The following is a 17,553-nucleotide window of genomic DNA, read 5'->3' on the forward strand; positions in this document are numbered from 1 at the left end:
TCCTTTCCAGATGGTATAATAGGATCATCAGGAAAGGCAGGTTTTTCTTTATGATGGGGAAAAAAGATAACGCAGAAAGAACACAGATGGAAATCGCAAGTCTGGAGGATCTTGTACCTAGAAACCATCTGGTACGGAAGCTGGATGAAGCAATTGACATGCGTTTTATATATGAGGAAGTGAAAGATTTATACAGTGATTTTGGACGTGAAAGTATCGATCCGGTTGTATTGATTAAAATTGCCATGATCCAGTACATTTTCGGGATCCCTTCCATGCGCAAAACAATTCGTGAAATTGAAGTGAATTTTGCTTACAGGTGGTATCTGGGCTATGGAATGCATGAGGAGATCCCTCATTTCTCCACCTTTGGCAAAAACTATTCCAGACGTTTCAAAGACACGGATCTGTTTGAGAAGATCTTCTCAAAGATACTGTCCGAGGTTGCAGCAAATGGTTTTCTTGATACAGAAAGCCTGTTTATTGACGGCACTCACATCAAAGCCAGTGCCAATTCTCATAAATATCATAATGAGGTTATCCGAAAAGAAGCACGCAGTTATGAGAAGGAACTGCAGGAAGAAATCAAAAGGGATCGTCAGGAACACGGAAAGAAGCCACTGAAAGAAAAAGAAAAGGAACCGGAAATGATCACACAGAAGGTCAGCACCACTGACCCTGACAGCGGCTGGTTCCATAAAGGTGAGCATAAGCAGGTCTTTGCCTATGCTGCCAACACCTGCTGTGACAAGAATAATTATGTTTTGGATTTTGAAGTGACTGCGGGGAATGTCCATGACAGTGTGTCATTCTGGCATTTATACCGACGATTAAAACAGGATTGGAAATATGGGATATACTATGTAATGGATGCAGGATATAAGATACCGTCAATCGCCCGCCAGCTGATAAAAGATGGAAAGACTCCGGTCATGCCATATAAAAGGCCTATGACTCAAGCTGGTTTTTTCAAAAAATATGATTATGTATACGATGAATTCTTTGACTGCTATCTATGCCCGGATCACAAAGTGCTTCATTACACCACAACAAACCGTGAAGGGTATCGGGAGTATAAAAGTGACTGGCTTGTTTGCCAAAGCTGTCCTCACCGTGATCGTTGCACAAACAGTAAAGATTCCGTAAAAGTAATTACGCGTCATGTATGGGAAGACTACATGGAGCAGGTCGAAGAAATCCGTCATACAATCGGAATGAAAGAACGATACAAAAAACGCAAGGAAACTATAGAGAGAGTCTTTGCAGATGCAAAGGAAAAACACGGAATGAGATATACGCAGTACAGAGGTCTGGCTAAGATAAAAATGGAGCTAAACCTCTTATTTGGCTGCATGAATCTAAAGAAGCTGGCAATTTGGAAATGGCGGATAAAATGGGGAGCGAAATACCGCTCTTCATCATTGCAATTTTTCTTTTCCAGCATAAAATTTAGATTTGAAAACTGGAAATGGGCAAAAAAACGGTTCGCGGACATGATATCGCGAACCGTTTTGTCTACAGTCTGAGGCTGTCGCACTAATTACTTAGTGCGACAGCCTCACTTGTTTTTTTATTCGGATCTTTTTTGAATTGGCTTTTTTCTAGGAAAGATGATATGATTTATTACAGGAATGGCATTCCGCACAGAAAGCAGCGCAGTAAAAGTCGCTGAATTCTAGAGCAGATATCAGAAAATCCTTCAAAAGGCCGATGAAGAATTTTCTTCATGATTCCAGAGTGCCCGTGACCAATAACGAAGCGGAAAGGCTACTACGTGGGGATAAAAAACAAGTGCAGGCCGTGTCATTCAGGAGCCAGGATAGTATCGAATATCTCTGCCAATGCATGAGCATGCAGATCATGATGCGCAGAAATGAAGAAACAAATATATTTAACAGAGTATCCCAGATTTTGGGGAAGGTGTGGTATACTAAGCGTGTCAGCGAGCCATACAAAGGTTTGCTGATTTTTTGTTTGTAGTATCTAATTTTACATAACTGCCAGGTTACTGACTATGCCGTAAATAGCTATGCTGGCAATGAAAAATACGAAAGGGGAAAGCAATGTACCTACTATTTTCAGTCATCTGTCAGTTTTTTATATGTATTTGCTACAGCCTTGCCCTCTATTATTTAGCAGTGGTTATTCTGGACCGCAAGCCGGAAAAACGATGTTTTCTTATATTCTGTGTGACTTTCACGGTGACACAAATATTTTCAAACCTGATTTATGCTTCTGTCTATGATGCAGCGTTGGAATCCACAAAAATATTCAGTTTTGTTTGGAATATCCTTCTTTACAGTGGCTATGCTGCTATTTTAGTCTCTTTAATAATACACATATATCATACAGATGCAGCCCAGACAGTAGTGGCAACTGCTATTAGCCATTTTGTAGTATTTACAATCAGCCTGCTTGTAACGGAGTTTATGGGAGCTAGGGTATTCCCTGATGATAATTTTATTGTCTATATGCTTCTGACTACGGTTCTCCCGATAGTATCAGGGCTGGCAGGGGCTGTTCTTATAGCCAGACTTTTAAAAAGGTGGAAATTCCACCAGTATTTCAAATTTCTTTTCATAAAGAGAAAAAGGGCGGCAATTGTTACGGTTTCCAGCGTGGTTCTGATGCATTACCATACAATCATTGAATTAATCGTGCCGGTAGAGATAGGATCTCCAGCTGCCACACTGTATTCCGGGATATTTATAATTCTGATGATCTTTGCACTCCAGTTTGCGGCTATATATAATGCTGATAAGGAGAAGATAAAAGCTCAGAGTGACACGATTGCACAGATGCAGATATATTTGACGCTTCTGGAAGAACTACAACAGGAAGTGAGGTCGTTTCGGCATGACTTTACAAATCTTCTGGCGGGGGCTTCCATGCAGGCGGCAGAGGGGGATTTAAAAGGGATTCAGGAGTTTATGCAAAATACCGGATCATATTTTGATGAAAAACTGGGAAGTGAAATTCGGTATTTGGAATGCATTTCCAATATTAAAATATATTCCCTTCAAAGCCTGATTACAACAAAAATTACAAAAATGCAGGAACAGGGGATTGCATATCTGTTGGAGGTTCCTAATCCGGTCATAGAATGCGGTATAAGGTCAGAGGACCTGCTCCGCTGTATTGGAATCTTAATAGACAATGCTTGCGAGGCGGCGGTAGGAAGCGATGAAAAAGCTGTAAAGTTGATTCTGCTTCAAACTCCTGGTGAATTGTTTGCGACGGTTTCCAATACATGGGCCCAAAAGCCTGACTTGGTGAAAATGCAGAAGAAAGGATATTCCTCCAAAGGAAAGAACAGAGGAACAGGACTTTCCAGCTTGCGAAAAATCACCGGTGAATACCCCAACTGTATGACCAGAATGCGGGTGGAAAACAACATGTTCATCCAGGAATTGAGAATTATATTCTAAAGGAGCTGTTATGATACCGATTTATATATGTGATGATGAAAAACCATTTGCAATGCGTCTCAAAGAAATTTTACAGGCCCAGGTGATTATTTCTGCATTTGATATGGGACCGGTTTATGTATGCGGTAACCCCCAGGCTCTCCTGGAAGAAATCAGGCAGAAGAAAGAGCGGGCTATCTATTTCCTGGATGTTGATTTCCCCGGATTTGAAAATGGATTTGAGCTTGCGGCCCAAATACGGAAATGTGATCCCAGGGGATTTATCATATTCATTACAGCCCATGGGAATCTGGCTATGGAAACATTCAGATACCGCCTGGAGGCAATGGATTATATCGTGAAAGAGAGCAGCACCATTTTAAAAGAGAGGATTCAGTTCTGCTTAAAAAGTATTGACCAGAGAGTCAGGGACGAGTTCTGTGAAAATGGGTATTACTTTTGCCTGAAAATACTGGATGAGGTCCGCTATATCCCGGTGAATAAAATGCTATATTTTGAAGCGGCAGGCAGGAACCATCAGATATGCCTTCATATGGAGGAAGAAATCATAAATTTTTATGGCAGTTTGCAAAATCTGAAAGAGGAATTGGGGGAGAGATTCTGGCGCTGTCACAGAGGTGTACTGGTAAATATGTATCGCGTAAGCCGTATTTTTCTCAGGGAGGGTGAAATTGTACTGGACAACCGGGAAAGATGTGCGATATCCCGCAGGGCCAGACTGGATATTCCACAGGAATTAAGGAGCAAACTCTGATGTGTATTATATAAAAATATACCTGTTTTCTGTTTTACAGCAGCAAAATTTTCCGTTCAGGTAATGAAATATACCATTTGTGATAAATTCTATAGGAATGGTTTTACCTGTGTTATACTTTACGGGAAAATTAAACCAGGAGGAAAACAATGGACAGAAAAACAATCGCACAGGAGTATTTAATATTAGCTGTAAATGAAAAAGGAAAGCTGTCACTGATAAATGGTACAGAGGCGAAAACCGGGATGGTTGTGGCGGGAATAATGGATCTGCTGCTGGGTAATGTGATAAAAATAGAGAAGAAAAAAATAGAAGTAGTGGGGGAACTGCCGGCAAAACTAGCTAATTTAACTACACTATATGAATATCTTCTGGAGAAGAATCGTACTATAACAAAAGTGCTCGAAGATTACACGATTTCATTTACAGATGCCAGACTGAAACAACTCGTCTCGGATACTGGCAATTCACTGATTGCACTTGGTGCAGCCAGTGAAGAAAAGGGTGGCCTGCTGGGAGGCAAAACGCTTTTTGTACCATCAGAGGAATGGAAAGAGTCGTTGATTGACAGTCTGAAAACAGAAGTCATGCAGAAGGAAACGATTTCCCTTTATGACCTTGTTCTGATAAGTCTTTTAAAAGAAACAAAGATCTTGAAGCAGTATTTTTCAATAAATGAAACAAGCATTTTCAAAGAGAAGCTACAAAATATCAATGACAATCCGGACAGTAAAATGGTAAAAGAAATGATTGGATACATCAATGAAGTGTTAGCAGTCATGATAGCGGCAAGTGCTGTCGCAGTAATTAGCTGATGTAACCGGAAAAAAGCCTGCTTGCCTTACAGATTTTGAACCGGGAATATATCTACTTGATGTAATTGGAGGATACAACACTGTGAAGCACATAATTGAAGTATTACCCCTCGTTGGTATGGCCTGGGGGGTTAAAAGAATAAACCTTTCCGATCCCAAAGATAAGATTAAAGAGGTATTGGGAAAACCTGATTCAGATAGAAAAAATTCTAGTTTTTATTTTAACAGCGAGTTGAGAATAGATTTTAATAAAAATAGATGTGTAGAATTTATTGAATTTTTATCCGGGATTGATGGAGCGATTCAACCTCATATATACGGGGTAGAGGCATTTGCAGTTGATGCAGAAATTTTAATTGGAATACTCCGGGAAAAGAATGCTGGAATGGTTGATGACAGTGAAATGGGGTATTGCTATAACTTCATGGATATTAGTGTTGGTGTTTACCGGGAGAGTACACCGGAAAGTGTTCTGGAGATGATGAAAGAAGTTGGAGAGGATCTGACGTCAGAAGATCTGGAAATTGAATTGAAAAAGGCAAACCACTGGGATACATTAGGCATTGGAGTGAAGGGCTACTATCTTTGACGATGGTGCCTATAGATGCATAATATTGGCTCATCTTAATCTTTCGTTTTTGTTTATGTTGCATCGTAGTATCCGGGGTCTTCCAAAGATCAATAGAGCTACGGTGCATGGACTTGATGGAGTGGCCTATTCAGGACTTATTACAGATGGTATTACATTCCTTTTTGCTCTAATCATGTGGACTTCTGAGTTTAAACATATTCCACATAAGGATGTCCTTGTATAAAGCGAAACTCTGATATCCGCGTAAAGAAAGAGATGCAAAAAAATAACCACTGTAAAATAGCGTGCAGGATAGGTCGTTACTGTTTTCAGATCTGACAGTGAACAGTAAACAGAAGAATGAACAATTTAAATATGTATAGATAAATATTTGCGAAAGCATTATATTAGTGGTATACTTTTTATGAGCGATGGGGCATGTTCCCATTGCTCTTTTCTTTTTTTTAGTAGGATGCAGTACAAATAAAGTGACTCGCAGATGCAAAGAAGGAGATGATGAAAATGAATGCACTTATAAAATGTGGAAGAGATTCTTTTCTAAAAAAAGCAATGGAAGGGTTCTGTACAGGATTTGTGGCAGCTTTGTGTATAATGATCCAAAGGAGTGAAAAATGGCAGCTTTAATGGAAAAAATATATGAAACAGCAATGCAGAACTACAACATGACATTACTGGCCGGAGAAAGTGGCTTATACAGACTGACAGACTGGGTACATGTTGTGGAAGAGATTGATTACATAGAATTTTTAAAGGGTCGGGAATTGATTGTTACCACAGGGATTAAAGAACCAGACGAAGCACAGCTGCTGGAGTTTACAACGAGGGTGTGGAAAGCTCAGGCCAGCGGTCTGGTGATCAATGTCGGAAAGTATATCCCTGAAATCCCTGGAAGTGTATTAGAATTTGGCGCAGAGCATAATTTCCCTATATTTACACTGCCCTGGAAGGTACATCTGGTAGATTTCAATCGGGAACTATGCAACCTGATCTACAAGTCGGAAGAACAATATGCCACCCTGTATAGTGCGGTACAAAAAGCAATCTTTTATCCGGATGAGGCCGTACAGTGCCAGGAAATCCTGCGGCAGGAAGGGATTATAGCGGAAACTCCCATACGGTTGATTCAGTGCTATACATTTCCGACAGAATACAGGGGGATACAGAATGCCGCAAGGGGAGGTGACTGTGCAGTGTCTCGGTTCTATTCCTGGTTCTATCAGAATTGCCAGCAGATTTTACATGGAGGCAGACACCGGTTTACGGTGTTTCAAAATCCTCCCTATACGGCGCTGGTCGTATTTGGACTAAACGAGCAGGAAATTCGGCATGCAGCGGAAAAAATGCGGGAACTTTGCAGTAAATACGAAGGACCGTTACAGGTTTACTTATCAGCCAGCGGTTCAGATACATGCATAACAAACCTTTCAGAAAAATACCACATAACATCACTTTTGTGCCGCCAGGGGGCAAAGGAAGGCAGGAACCTGAGTTTTGAAGAGGAGAGCGGTATCTGGAGGATGCTTTTGGGAATTCAGGACAGGAGAAGTCTGATATATTATAAAGAACAGGTATTGGGAGAGCTGGAGCGCATAGATACTGAGACGGAAACAGTACATATGAAACTGCTGGAGACTTATCTTGAGGTCAATGGTAATATGCAAGAGGCGGCTTCCAGGTGTTATTTACACCGGAATACGGTAGCTTATCATCTGAAAAGGATTGCTGAAATAACAGGCAGAAACTTAAACAGTGCTGCCGACCGGAATGAACTGTATCTGGCATTCCAGATTAAGAAGCTCTTGGAATTGTGAACTGGGCACAAGATTTTTGTGCAGGATAACCATGGCCAACGAATCAAAAAGATGCTATAGTAAAAACAGCAAAGGCGCTGAACATTCATTGTTCAGCGCCTTTTTTTCGTTACACAGTTATCCTTTCAGAGGGCATATGCCATGAAAGGAATCACAGATAAAGGAGGCGCAGATATGTTAGGTAAAGCGAAACCACAAGTGGTTACAGGTTCTATACCTGGACCAAAGGCAAAGGAAATCTTAAAAAGAAGAAATGAAGCGGTTCCAAAGGCTTTGTGTGGAACGGCTTATCCCATCTGCATGGCAAAGGGAGAAGGTGCTATGCTAGAAGATGTGGACGGCAACCGGTTTCTTGACTGGATTGGCGGCGTAGGGGTACTGAATATCGGATATTCCCAGCCAGAGGTAATTGAGGCGGTAAAAATGCAGGCAGACAAATACTTCCATGGGATTTTCAATGTATATGTGCATGAGGGCTATGTAAAACTGGCGGAGATGTTTAATGAGACCGTACCGTGTAAGGGTGACAGGATGAAGACATACTTTGCAAACTCCGGCGCAGAGGCGGATGAAAATGCAGTGAAGATTGCCAGGGCTTATACCGAAAGACAAGACATCATCTGTTTTTCCGGGGCATTTCATGGCAGGACAAACCTGACGATGGCGCTGACAGCGAAAAAAGCGTATGCGCTTCGTATGGGTCCATTTCCATCCGGGATTTACCGGACGGAGTTTCCATATCTCTACCGGGCACCAAATGGATACGGGAAGGATGAGGCTGTCCAATACTATACGGACAGACTGCTATCATTGTTTGATGAAGCGGCACCGGCAAGTGATGTTGCGGCAATCATTATCGAACCATTCCAGGGTGAAGGAGGTTTTGTGCCGGCACCTTTGGAATTTGTAAAAAAACTCCGCGAAATCTGTGATGAAAATGAAATTATGCTGATCGCGGATGAGGTACAGTGTGGGAACTGCAGGACCGGGAAATATTTTGCTTCAGAGTACTGGAAGGAGGCAGGCGTACCACCTGATATCATAGCTACAGCCAAGTCTATGGGAGCGGGTGTCCCAATCAGCGCTGTCACTGCAAGAGAAGAGGTGATGGATGCTGCTCTGCCAGGTACGATTGGAGGAACTTATTGTGGGAACCCTCTTGCGTGCGCCGCTGCCATTAAGACCATGGAGGTTATGAAGCGGGAGGATTACTGTGAGAAAGCAATGCATATCGGTAAATATGTCATAGAGGCATTTGAAAAGATGAAGAACAAATACCCAGTGATTGGAGATGTGCGTGGACTGGGAGCCATGATTGGGGTGGAATTTGTCAAAGATAAAGAGAGCAAGGAGCCTAATCCTGCGTTTGTAAATAGATTAGTTCAGACTGCACTACAGAAAGGGCTTCTGCTGGAAAATGCGGGTTCTTCCGGAAATGTGATCCGATTCCTGGCGCCGTTGTGTATGACGGATGGGCAGATGGAAGCCGGCCTGAAGATCTTTGAGGAATGTATAAAAGAAAATTTGGCTTAATGCCAGGAAAAGAGAATGAAAAGCGGCAAGGGTGCCATTTATACACATCCAGCCGCTTTTTTTATCGCCCAGTATATTTAATGACAAATTTCCAGGCGTACAGGAAAAGAGAAGAGCACTGCCACACCAAAATAAAAATATTAGAAAGCTGATATTTAAGGAGGACGAAATTATGAAATTAAAAGATACAGGCTTATCTGTACAGGATATCAAAGACAAAGTTGAAAAATATATGATTGACACCTATGAACGGTTTGATTTTTTGGCTGAGTCAGCAAAAGACCAGTATATCTATGATGAGGAAGGAACCCCTTATCTGGATTTTTATGCGGGCATCGCTGTAAACTCTGCTGGAAACTGTAATGAGAAGGTAGTGGCGGCAGTTAGGGAACAGGCAGGGGAAATTATGCATACCTTTAACTACCCTTATACGATTCCTCAGGCACTGTTAGCGGAAAAGGTCTGCACCACTATAGGAATGGATAAGATTTTTTATCAGAATTCGGGTACGGAGGCAAATGAGGCAATGATTAAAATGGCCAGGAAATACGGCGTGGAGACATATGGACCCAATCGGTATCATATCGTGACGGCATCAATGGGATTCCACGGCAGGACTTTCGGTTCCATGTCTGCCACCGGCCAGCCGGACAACGGATGCCAGATTGGCTTTGGTCCCATGACGGAGGGATTTACCTATGTGCCGTATAACGACCTGCAGGCATTCAAAGATGCCTGCACGGAAAATACGATCGCCATTATGATAGAGCCCGTTCAAGGGGAGGGGGGCGTACATCCTGCAACATTGGAATTTATGATTGGATTGCGCCATTTCTGCGACGAAAAAGGGTTGCTACTCCTGCTGGATGAGGTGCAGACGGGATGGTGCAGGACTGGAAAAATCATGTCATACATGCACTACGGTATCAAGCCGGATATAGTATCCATGGCAAAAGCCCTGGGAGGCGGCATGCCCATTGGGGCAATATGTGCGTCTGCTAAGATAGCAAAGACGTTTGATGTAGGTTCACACGGAACTACATTTGGCGGGAATCCGGTATGCTGCGCAGCAGCTTTTTCTGAGGTCAGTGAGCTTTTATCACGTGACCTGGCAGGAAACGCGGAAAAGATGGGAACATATCTCATGGAGAAGTTGAAAGAACTACCTCATGTGAAAGAAGTTAGGGGACAGGGGTTGCTGGTAGGCGTTGAGTTTGACAATGCCGTTTCCGGAGTTGATGTAAAACATGAATGCATTCACAGGCATCTGCTGCTCACGGCCATCGGGGAGCATATTATCCGTATGGTTCCGCCATTGATTATTACAGAGGCAGACTGTGACAAGGCATGTGAAATCATCAGGCAGTCGGTAGAAGCGCTGGTATAAAAGAAAAGTGAGGAAAAGAATATGAAACATATGGTGATTACAATTGGCTGCGAGTACGGCGCGGGCGGTCCGGAGATAGGGAAACGGATATCCGATGTACTGGGTATTAAATATTATGACCGGGATTTGGTCGATCAGGTAGTGGAGCAGATTGGTGTAGACAAGGAGCTGGTCCAAAGGGCGGATGCAGGGAGCAACGTATTATATAGTTTTGAAACCCAGTACGGGCCCCGTTTTGCAAATCTTACGAACAGGGTCATCTTTAACCAGTTTGAAGTCATCAAAAAGCTTGCCGAAAATGCATCCTGCGTACTCATAGGCAGATGCAGCAACTATATCTTGAAGGAGCGCCGGGACTGCCTTAATTTCTTTGTCTATGCACCGGAGGAGGTAAGGATCCAGTCCGTGATGGAACGGGAAAAGGTTAGCAGGAAACAGGCTGACGAATTGGTAAAGTACCATGATGAAATGCTCCATGCCAGATACAAATACATGACGGGCTCCTACCGGGGAGACCGGAAAGGCAGGCATATGATGATTGACAGCAGTGTGCTTGGACGGGAGATGACAGCCCGGTATATGCTCCAGATGGTGGACCTGAGGTTTCCGGATTAACAGCCAGAAGGATGCGCAAGAGAGAGGAGTGGTAGTATGAACAAGAAGAAATCAGAATTTGAGAAAGTATTCAGTGCCTGGGATATTCTGGTGATAGCCTTTGGTGCCATGATTGGCTGGGGATGGGTGGTTTCATCCGGAGACTGGATTCAGCGCGGAGGTGTGCTGGGTGCTGTGATTGGCTTTGCACTGGGCGGCATGATGGTCTTTTTCGTCGGCCTTACCTATGCAGAACTGACATCCGCCATGCCCCAGTGTGGTGGCGAGCATGTATTCAGTTATAAAGCACTGGGCCCCATTGGATCATTCATTTGTACCTGGGCGATTGTATTGGGCTATGTGAGCGTGGTATGCTTTGAGGCCTGTGCACTGCCAACTATTATCCAGTACATTTTCCCGGGATTCCTAAAGGGGTATATGTACACAGTTGCCGGATTTGATATTTACGCTTCCTGGGTGGCAGTGGCGATTGCAGTGGCTGTTTTTATTACCTTCATCAATATCAGGGGGGCAAAGACGGCGGCAATCTTACAGACTGTCCTTACAGTCATCATCGGCGGCGTAGGCATCCTGCTGATTGCTTCCTCTGCAATAAGCGGTGATTTGACAAATATGGAAAATCAGATGTTCATGGGGGAATCCGTAGGGACCATGTTAAAATCCGTCTTAAGCGTGGCAGTGGTGACTCCGTTCTTCTTTATAGGGTTTGATGTAATTCCACAGGCCGCGGAGGAGATTAATGTGCCATTGAAGAAGGTTGGAAAGATCCTCATTTTATCCATTGTTTTGGCTATCATATTTTATGCATTGATCATCCTGGGTGTTGGCTATGTGATGAATCCCGTGGATATCTCAAAATCCATGGAAGGTTCCGGACTGGTAACGGCAGATGCCATGGCAAAAGCATTCGGTAGCAATATGATGTCCAAGGTATTAATCGTGGGCGGTATGTGCGGGATTGTCACAAGCTGGAACTCATTCCTCATTGGTGGAAGCCGTGCCATGTACTCTATGGCAGAATCCTACATGATCCCACGGGTGTTTACAAAACTGCATAAAAAGTATAAGACACCAGTTACAGCTTTACTCCTTATCGGTTTATTATCCATTGCAGCGCCGTTTTTAGGACGCAAAATGCTTGTCTGGATCGTGGATGCGGGCAACTTCGGCTGCTGTCTGGCCTACTGCATGGTTGCCATCTCTTTCCTTATCCTCAGATCAAAAGCGCCTGAAATGAAACGGCCTTATAAAGTAACGCACTATAAAATTGTCGGTGTGGCAGCTGTCCTCATGTCAGGATTTATGGTGGCTATGTATCTGCTCCCTAATTCCGGCAGCGCACTGGTGTTGCAAGAATGGGGCATGGTGGGCGGATGGAGCATCCTGGGGCTATGTTTCTGTGTAGGTTGTAAGCTGAAATACAAAGAAAAGTTTGCTTCCCATATTGATGTTTCCATAGAAGAATTGGATGAACAGGTGGATTTGTCTTTATCGCAGGCAATAGAGGTGGTGCAGTCAGCGGAAGCTGCCAAAGAGGAGGTACCGGCACTGGAATTTACATACTATCTGCCTGTTAGTATGGTGTTTGGTTCTGGAAAGGTGGCTAAAGCAGGAGAGCTGACCAAGCCATATGGAAAGAAAGCACTGATAGTCACAGGAGAAAGCAGTGCAAAGAAATCCGGTGTCTATGATAAAGTTAAACGCAGCCTTGAAAATGCTGGGATTGTAACAGTGCTTTTTGACAAAGTAAAACAGAATCCCCTCACCACTACGGTGGAAGAAGGCGCGGACTTTGCAAGGTCAAATGGCTGTGATGTAGTGGTGGCCATAGGCGGCGGGAGTATCATGGATTGTGCAAAAGGGATTGCTTTCCTGAGTGAAAATCCCGGGGATATCAATGAGTATATCTATAACCGGCGGCAAAGTGATATTGCCCTTCCATTGGTGGCAGTTCCTACAACCTGCGGCACCGGTTCGGAAGGAAATGGGTTTGCGGTACTGACAAATCCATTAAACGGAGATAAAAAATCCCTGCGCTGCAATGCAATCGTACCAAAAGTATCCCTGATAGATTCGGAGTGTATGATGACGATGCCGAAAAAGGTGCTGGCGTCTGTCGTGTTTGATTCTTTGTGTCATAACATAGAGGCATACACGTCCAGAACTGCGCAGCCATTTACCGATGCTCTGAGCCTCTATGCCATTCAGCTGATTGCCGATAATCTGACGGCAGTATACGAAGGCACTGCCACAAAAGAAGGGTGGGAAAAGATTACTTTTGCCAGTACAATCGGTGGGATGGTCATCCATTCCGCAGGTGTCACTCTGGCACACGGTATGGAACATCCAGCCAGCGGACGCAAAGATATCGTTCATGGACAGGGGCTGGCTGCCCTTACCCCGGTGATTGTCGAAATGTCCTATAAAGGGAACAGAAGCAAATTCAGCAGGATCGCCAGGATTTTAGGGGGTCTTACCGCAGAGGACTGTGCGGATAGGATCAGGACGCTGTTGAAAAAAATCCATCTGGAATGTACCCTTTCCAGTCTGGGGATTACAGAAAAAGATATCCCCTGGATGGCGGAGAACTGTATGAAGGTATCCGCGGCGGGAGTGGCAAATAATCCGGTGGTATTTTCAAAGGAAGAGATTGCAGAAATTTACCGAAGGGCATTATGATTCTTCTTTAATCTACAGCAGAGGGGCAGATATATGGTTAAACTCAACGATTACTTATATTTTGGTGATACGGTCATTAAAATACTGTACGCAGCGCCTCAGGGGATTTATTAAGTTTATAGCGAACTTCTATTTTTAATAAACATCTTGACACATACCATAAAAGTGTGTATAGTATATGACATAAGTTAGTTAGAGCTAACCAAGACACCACTCCACATAAACATACACAACCCAATCAGCGGATGTATTTCCATACATCCGCTCTAATAAAAAATATGAGTTAGCCAAAGCTAACTTTTGAAAAGGAGAATTTGCCCATGAGTATTGTCATTGTAGGCGGAAATGAGAGAATGGTCTGTCAGTATCAGAATATCTGTAAATGCCATGGCTGTAAGGCAAAGGTTTTTGCCAAGGAGAAAGGCGCCATGAAGAAAAAACTGGGCTGCCCGGATTTAATGATCCTATTCACCAATACGGTTTCTCATAAGATGGTGGTAAGTGCCCTCCAGGAGGCAAAAAAGAATCAGATTCCGGTAGCCAGGGTGCACACAAGCAGTGCCGCGGCCCTGCACAGTGTTTTAGAAGAATATGCAGGAAAGGAATGAGTGACTATGCTGGAACGCTATCTGATAGAACATTGTTCTCCGACACTGGCATCCATCAAGACGGCGAACTTGTTTAATATGCCCTATGATTCCTGGGAGGGGCTGGAAAGCCAGCTTGAAAGCCTGACGCAGCAGTTTGCGGAGAAGGGGATTTCCCTTTCGGTTGTGAGAAAACGGGAAGGTACGGCCCTGATCTATGTGTACAGAAGACAGAAACTGAAAGAAGATCTGGCAAGGCCCGGTGTGGCAGGATTTTTAGAGGAATGCGGATATGCGGATATTGACGTTGACCGGGCGATCAAACGGCTGCGCATGCGGCTTGAGAAAGGTGAGAACTTCCCTCACGAAATAGGCCTGTTTCTGGGATATCCCTTAGGAGATGTAAGGGGATTTATTGAAAACGCAGGAAAAAACAGTAAATGTGCGGGATGCTGGAAAGTATACTGCAATGAATGCGAGACCATGAAACTGTTTGAAAAATTCCGGAAATGCAGGGAAATATATCTCAGACTGTGGCAGCAGGGCAGACCTGTCCGGGAGCTGGCAGTGGCGGCATAAAAAGCTGTTGGCAGATGATCATAAAATATGGAGGATGAAAGCATGAGTAAGATAGCAGTAGTTTATTGGAGCGGAACAGGAAATACGGAGATGATGGCAGAGGCTGTTTTAGAAGGTGCAAAAGAAGCGGGGGCAGAGGCGGCTTCCTTTACCCCGGATACATTCAGCGCAGATAAGATAGATGAGTTCGACGCAGTGGCATTCGGATGCCCGTCCATGGGGGACGAGGAACTGGAGGAGACAGAATTTGAACCTTTATTTTCCGACTGTGAGCCAAAGCTGAACGGCAAAAAAATTGCTCTTTTCGGTTCTTATGGCTGGGGAGACGGTGAATGGATGCGTTCCTGGGAGGAAACTTGCAGGAAAGACAAAGCGGTACTTGTCTGCGACAGTGTCATTTGCAACGAGGAACCCAAAGATGAGGAGAAAGAGGCCTGCAGAAAGCTGGGAAAAGCGTTGGCTCAGTAATCAAGTTGATACATATTCGGACCCTGTAAAAGAAGCGGTTTTACGCCTGTTTCTTTTACAGGGCTTTTTTATTCGTAAACGGGGATTGATTCCTGTTCAGGCTGTGCCCGGCAACACACTTCCCATTGTTCAGTGACGGGAATTGATTCCATCCAACAGAAAACTTAACAAAAATAGTGCAATTTGTCCGGCATTATGCTACAATAATTTTAACTTAAGTCAACAGACAGCAAAGCAGGAGCCAGAGCGGAAGTCCGGATTCCGTTTGCTGCAAAGTAAAGATGCGGTAAGCATATAATTAAGAAAAGCAGGTGAAAGAACATGAATACATTTTTGGGGATTTTAATTCCCTTTGCGGGAACGACACTGGGGGCTGCCTGTGTGTTTTTCCTGAAAAACGAGATTAAACCGCTGGTGCAGAAAATGCTATTGGGATTTGCATCGGGGGTTATGATAGCAGCTTCTGTGTGGTCGCTTCTCATTCCATCCATGGATATGTCGGAGCATATGGGGAAATTAGCGTTTATCCCGGCAGCGGTGGGGTTTGGCCTTGGAATTTTGTTTTTACTGTTAATGGACCGGCTGATCCCTCATCTCCATCTGGGATGCAGTGAACCGGAGGGAAAAAAATGCAGTCTGAAAAAAAATACCATGCTGGTGCTGGCTGTAACGCTTCATAACATACCGGAGGGGATGGCAGTGGGAGTGGTGTTCGCAGGTATGCTGGCGAAGAATTCAGATATCAGTATGATGGGCGCATTTGCCCTTTCCATCGGTATTGCCATTCAGAATTTTCCGGAGGGGGCCATTATTTCTCTTCCTCTGAAAAGCGAGGGGAATTCAAGGCTGCGGGCTTTTGGTATGGGAACGCTGTCCGGGATCGTGGAGCCGATAGGAGCGCTGGTTACGATCCTTTTGGCGTCCTATATCACCCCCGTTCTTCCGTATCTGCTGTCTTTTGCAGCGGGTGCTATGGTATATGTGGTGGTGGAAGAGCTGATACCGGAGGCCAGTGAGGGAGATCACTCAAATATCGCGACCATCGGTTTTGCCGTTGGGTTTGTGATAATGATGATATTAGATGTGGCACTTGGATAAATCATGCGTGGCGGCGGCTGTCCGGTTCACACCGGAAAGCAAAACGGCAGCACGCAGGCGTCTGTGTGAAAGGGGGATCTACATGCAGAAAAAACTGGAACCCGGGGAACTGCTGGATGAACAGGGGAATCTGGCCCAGGCCGGATATGCCATGTCACTGGTGAAAAAATATGACAGGAAAAAGATTCAGGCCAACCCTCTCAGGATTAAGGAGTGGGATTATTATCTGATCTATGATCCGCATTTCGGGGTGGCGCTGACCGTGGATGACAACAGCTATATGGGGCTTATGAGCATCTCCTTTCTGGATTTTGACAACAGGACAGAGCGGACAGTGAGTCCAATGACGGTTTTTCCAATGGGAAAGACAAATCTGCCGCCTGACTCCCGGTATGGAGAGACAAGATACCGGGATAGGAAATGTTATTTTTCGTTTCAGGTGGAGGAGGGCAGACGGGTACTCAGGGCCTGGATGAAAGACTTTGAGGAAAAGGAGCCGATCCGGATGAAGATCATACTGGATGATGAGCCGAGGGACAGCATGGTGATCGCCACTCCTTTTGAAAAGGAAAAGGCATTTTACTATAACCAGAAGATCATCGGTATGCGGGCAAAAGGTGTGGTGGAGTACAAGGGCCGGCGCCATTCTTTCAGCCGCGAAGACAGTTTCGGGCTGCTGGACTGGGGGCGGGGCGTGTGGACGTACAGCAACACCTGGTACTGGAGCGCCATGCAGGGGCTGATCGACGGAAAAGTTTTCGGCTTTAATCTGGGTTACGGGTTTGGGGATACCTCTGCGGCCTCTGAAAATATGCTGTTCTATGACGGCCATGCCCATAAGCTGAACCAGGTGAGATTTCATATTCCCGGTGAGAAGGAGCATAAGGAACAATATCTGAAACCCTGGTATTTTACATCGTCGGACGACCGGCTGGATCTGACCTTTACCCCTGTGCTGGACCGCAAAGCGTATACTTCTGCGGGAATCATCCTGAGTGACCAGCATCAGGTGTTCGGACATTTTGACGGCACTGCGGTGTTAGATGACGGGAAAAAACTGGAGATTCGCCACATGCTGGGATTTGCGGAAAAAGTAAGAAATAAATGGTGAGAAAGAAAATGGAGTAAAAGTGTTGACTTTTGCTCCATTTTTTGTTATTGTTGTCTTGTAAGAAATAACACCCCCCAGGGGTGTAGTGATAGACGG

15 protein-coding genes are annotated in these 17,553 nt (G+C 44.5%); all 15 read left to right on the top strand.

Annotation, left to right across the window (positions count from 1 at the left end):
* Positions 1–50 precede the first annotated feature (50 nt).
* The 15 genes from C6P39_RS17770 to C6P39_RS17845 all read left to right on the top strand — a co-directional run bounded on the left by C6P39_RS17770 (position 51) and on the right by C6P39_RS17845 (position 17,457).
* Positions 51–1,526, top strand: a complete 1,476-nt coding sequence (locus C6P39_RS17770) for an IS1182 family transposase (RefSeq protein WP_242987073.1) — start codon at positions 51–53, stop codon at positions 1,524–1,526.
* Positions 1,527–2,063: 537 nt separating this feature from the next.
* Positions 2,064–3,428 (top strand): sensor histidine kinase, encoded by a 1,365-nt coding sequence (locus tag C6P39_RS17780; protein ID WP_104804692.1) that lies wholly within the window; start codon positions 2,064–2,066, stop codon positions 3,426–3,428.
* Between the two features lie 10 nt (positions 3,429–3,438).
* Positions 3,439–4,182, top strand: coding sequence for a LytR/AlgR family response regulator transcription factor (locus C6P39_RS17785; protein ID WP_104804693.1), 744 nt, complete (start codon positions 3,439–3,441; stop codon positions 4,180–4,182).
* Between the two features lie 149 nt (positions 4,183–4,331).
* Positions 4,332–4,997 (top strand): GPP34 family phosphoprotein, encoded by a 666-nt coding sequence (locus C6P39_RS17790; RefSeq protein WP_104804694.1) that lies wholly within the window; start codon positions 4,332–4,334, stop codon positions 4,995–4,997.
* 82 nt (positions 4,998–5,079) lie between these two features.
* Positions 5,080–5,586: a hypothetical protein gene (locus C6P39_RS17795; RefSeq protein ID WP_104804695.1), complete on the top strand. Its 507-nt coding sequence runs from the start codon at positions 5,080–5,082 to the stop codon at positions 5,584–5,586.
* Positions 5,587–6,200: 614 nt separating this feature from the next.
* Positions 6,201–7,400: a PucR family transcriptional regulator gene (locus tag C6P39_RS17800; protein ID WP_104804696.1), complete on the top strand. Its 1,200-nt coding sequence runs from the start codon at positions 6,201–6,203 to the stop codon at positions 7,398–7,400.
* Between the two features lie 174 nt (positions 7,401–7,574).
* On the top strand, positions 7,575–8,933 hold the full coding sequence (locus C6P39_RS17805; protein WP_104805979.1) for an aspartate aminotransferase family protein: 1,359 nt from the start codon (positions 7,575–7,577) through the stop codon (positions 8,931–8,933).
* Between the two features lie 172 nt (positions 8,934–9,105).
* The gene (locus tag C6P39_RS17810) at positions 9,106–10,320 is read left to right on the top strand and encodes an aspartate aminotransferase family protein (RefSeq protein ID WP_104804697.1); all 1,215 of its coding nucleotides are present in this window, start codon (positions 9,106–9,108) and stop codon (positions 10,318–10,320) included.
* A 21-nt stretch (positions 10,321–10,341) separates the two neighbouring features.
* Positions 10,342–10,935, top strand: coding sequence for a cytidylate kinase-like family protein (locus tag C6P39_RS17815; protein WP_104804698.1), 594 nt, complete (start codon positions 10,342–10,344; stop codon positions 10,933–10,935).
* 36 nt (positions 10,936–10,971) lie between these two features.
* The gene (locus C6P39_RS28320; RefSeq protein WP_104804699.1) at positions 10,972–13,614 is read left to right on the top strand and encodes a bifunctional amino acid transporter/iron-containing alcohol dehydrogenase; all 2,643 of its coding nucleotides are present in this window, start codon (positions 10,972–10,974) and stop codon (positions 13,612–13,614) included.
* A gap of 320 nt (positions 13,615–13,934) precedes the next feature.
* Positions 13,935–14,222, top strand: coding sequence for a DUF2325 domain-containing protein (locus tag C6P39_RS17825; RefSeq protein ID WP_065542705.1), 288 nt, complete (start codon positions 13,935–13,937; stop codon positions 14,220–14,222).
* Between the two features lie 6 nt (positions 14,223–14,228).
* On the top strand, positions 14,229–14,780 hold the full coding sequence (locus C6P39_RS17830) for a DUF3793 family protein (protein ID WP_104804700.1): 552 nt from the start codon (positions 14,229–14,231) through the stop codon (positions 14,778–14,780).
* 42 nt (positions 14,781–14,822) lie between these two features.
* Positions 14,823–15,248, top strand: coding sequence for a flavodoxin (locus C6P39_RS17835; protein WP_104804701.1), 426 nt, complete (start codon positions 14,823–14,825; stop codon positions 15,246–15,248).
* A 321-nt stretch (positions 15,249–15,569) separates the two neighbouring features.
* Entirely contained in the window at positions 15,570–16,346 is a 777-nt protein-coding gene (locus tag C6P39_RS17840) for a ZIP family metal transporter (RefSeq protein ID WP_095171092.1), read from the top strand.
* Between the two features lie 82 nt (positions 16,347–16,428).
* The gene (locus C6P39_RS17845) at positions 16,429–17,457 is read left to right on the top strand and encodes a DUF2804 domain-containing protein (protein WP_095172336.1); all 1,029 of its coding nucleotides are present in this window, start codon (positions 16,429–16,431) and stop codon (positions 17,455–17,457) included.
* Positions 17,458–17,553 lie beyond the last annotated feature (96 nt).

This window comes from Blautia marasmi (genome assembly GCF_900258535.1).
GTDB lineage: Bacteria > Bacillota > Clostridia > Lachnospirales > Lachnospiraceae > Blautia > Blautia hominis.

Coding starts and splice junctions, on each gene's coding strand:
- C6P39_RS17770 (WP_242987073.1), top strand. CDS start 51: ATGATGGGGAAAAAAGATAACGCAGAAAGAACACAGATGGAAATCGCA.
- C6P39_RS17825 (WP_065542705.1), top strand. CDS start 13,935: ATGAGTATTGTCATTGTAGGCGGAAATGAGAGAATGGTCTGTCAGTAT.
- C6P39_RS17790 (WP_104804694.1), top strand. CDS start 4,332: ATGGACAGAAAAACAATCGCACAGGAGTATTTAATATTAGCTGTAAAT.
- C6P39_RS17830 (WP_104804700.1), top strand. CDS start 14,229: ATGCTGGAACGCTATCTGATAGAACATTGTTCTCCGACACTGGCATCC.
- C6P39_RS17800 (WP_104804696.1), top strand. CDS start 6,201: ATGGCAGCTTTAATGGAAAAAATATATGAAACAGCAATGCAGAACTAC.
- C6P39_RS17815 (WP_104804698.1), top strand. CDS start 10,342: ATGAAACATATGGTGATTACAATTGGCTGCGAGTACGGCGCGGGCGGT.
- C6P39_RS17840 (WP_095171092.1), top strand. CDS start 15,570: ATGAATACATTTTTGGGGATTTTAATTCCCTTTGCGGGAACGACACTG.
- C6P39_RS17785 (WP_104804693.1), top strand. CDS start 3,439: ATGATACCGATTTATATATGTGATGATGAAAAACCATTTGCAATGCGT.
- C6P39_RS17835 (WP_104804701.1), top strand. CDS start 14,823: ATGAGTAAGATAGCAGTAGTTTATTGGAGCGGAACAGGAAATACGGAG.
- C6P39_RS17780 (WP_104804692.1), top strand. CDS start 2,064: ATGTACCTACTATTTTCAGTCATCTGTCAGTTTTTTATATGTATTTGC.
- C6P39_RS17810 (WP_104804697.1), top strand. CDS start 9,106: ATGAAATTAAAAGATACAGGCTTATCTGTACAGGATATCAAAGACAAA.
- C6P39_RS28320 (WP_104804699.1), top strand. CDS start 10,972: ATGAACAAGAAGAAATCAGAATTTGAGAAAGTATTCAGTGCCTGGGAT.
- C6P39_RS17845 (WP_095172336.1), top strand. CDS start 16,429: ATGCAGAAAAAACTGGAACCCGGGGAACTGCTGGATGAACAGGGGAAT.
- C6P39_RS17805 (WP_104805979.1), top strand. CDS start 7,575: ATGTTAGGTAAAGCGAAACCACAAGTGGTTACAGGTTCTATACCTGGA.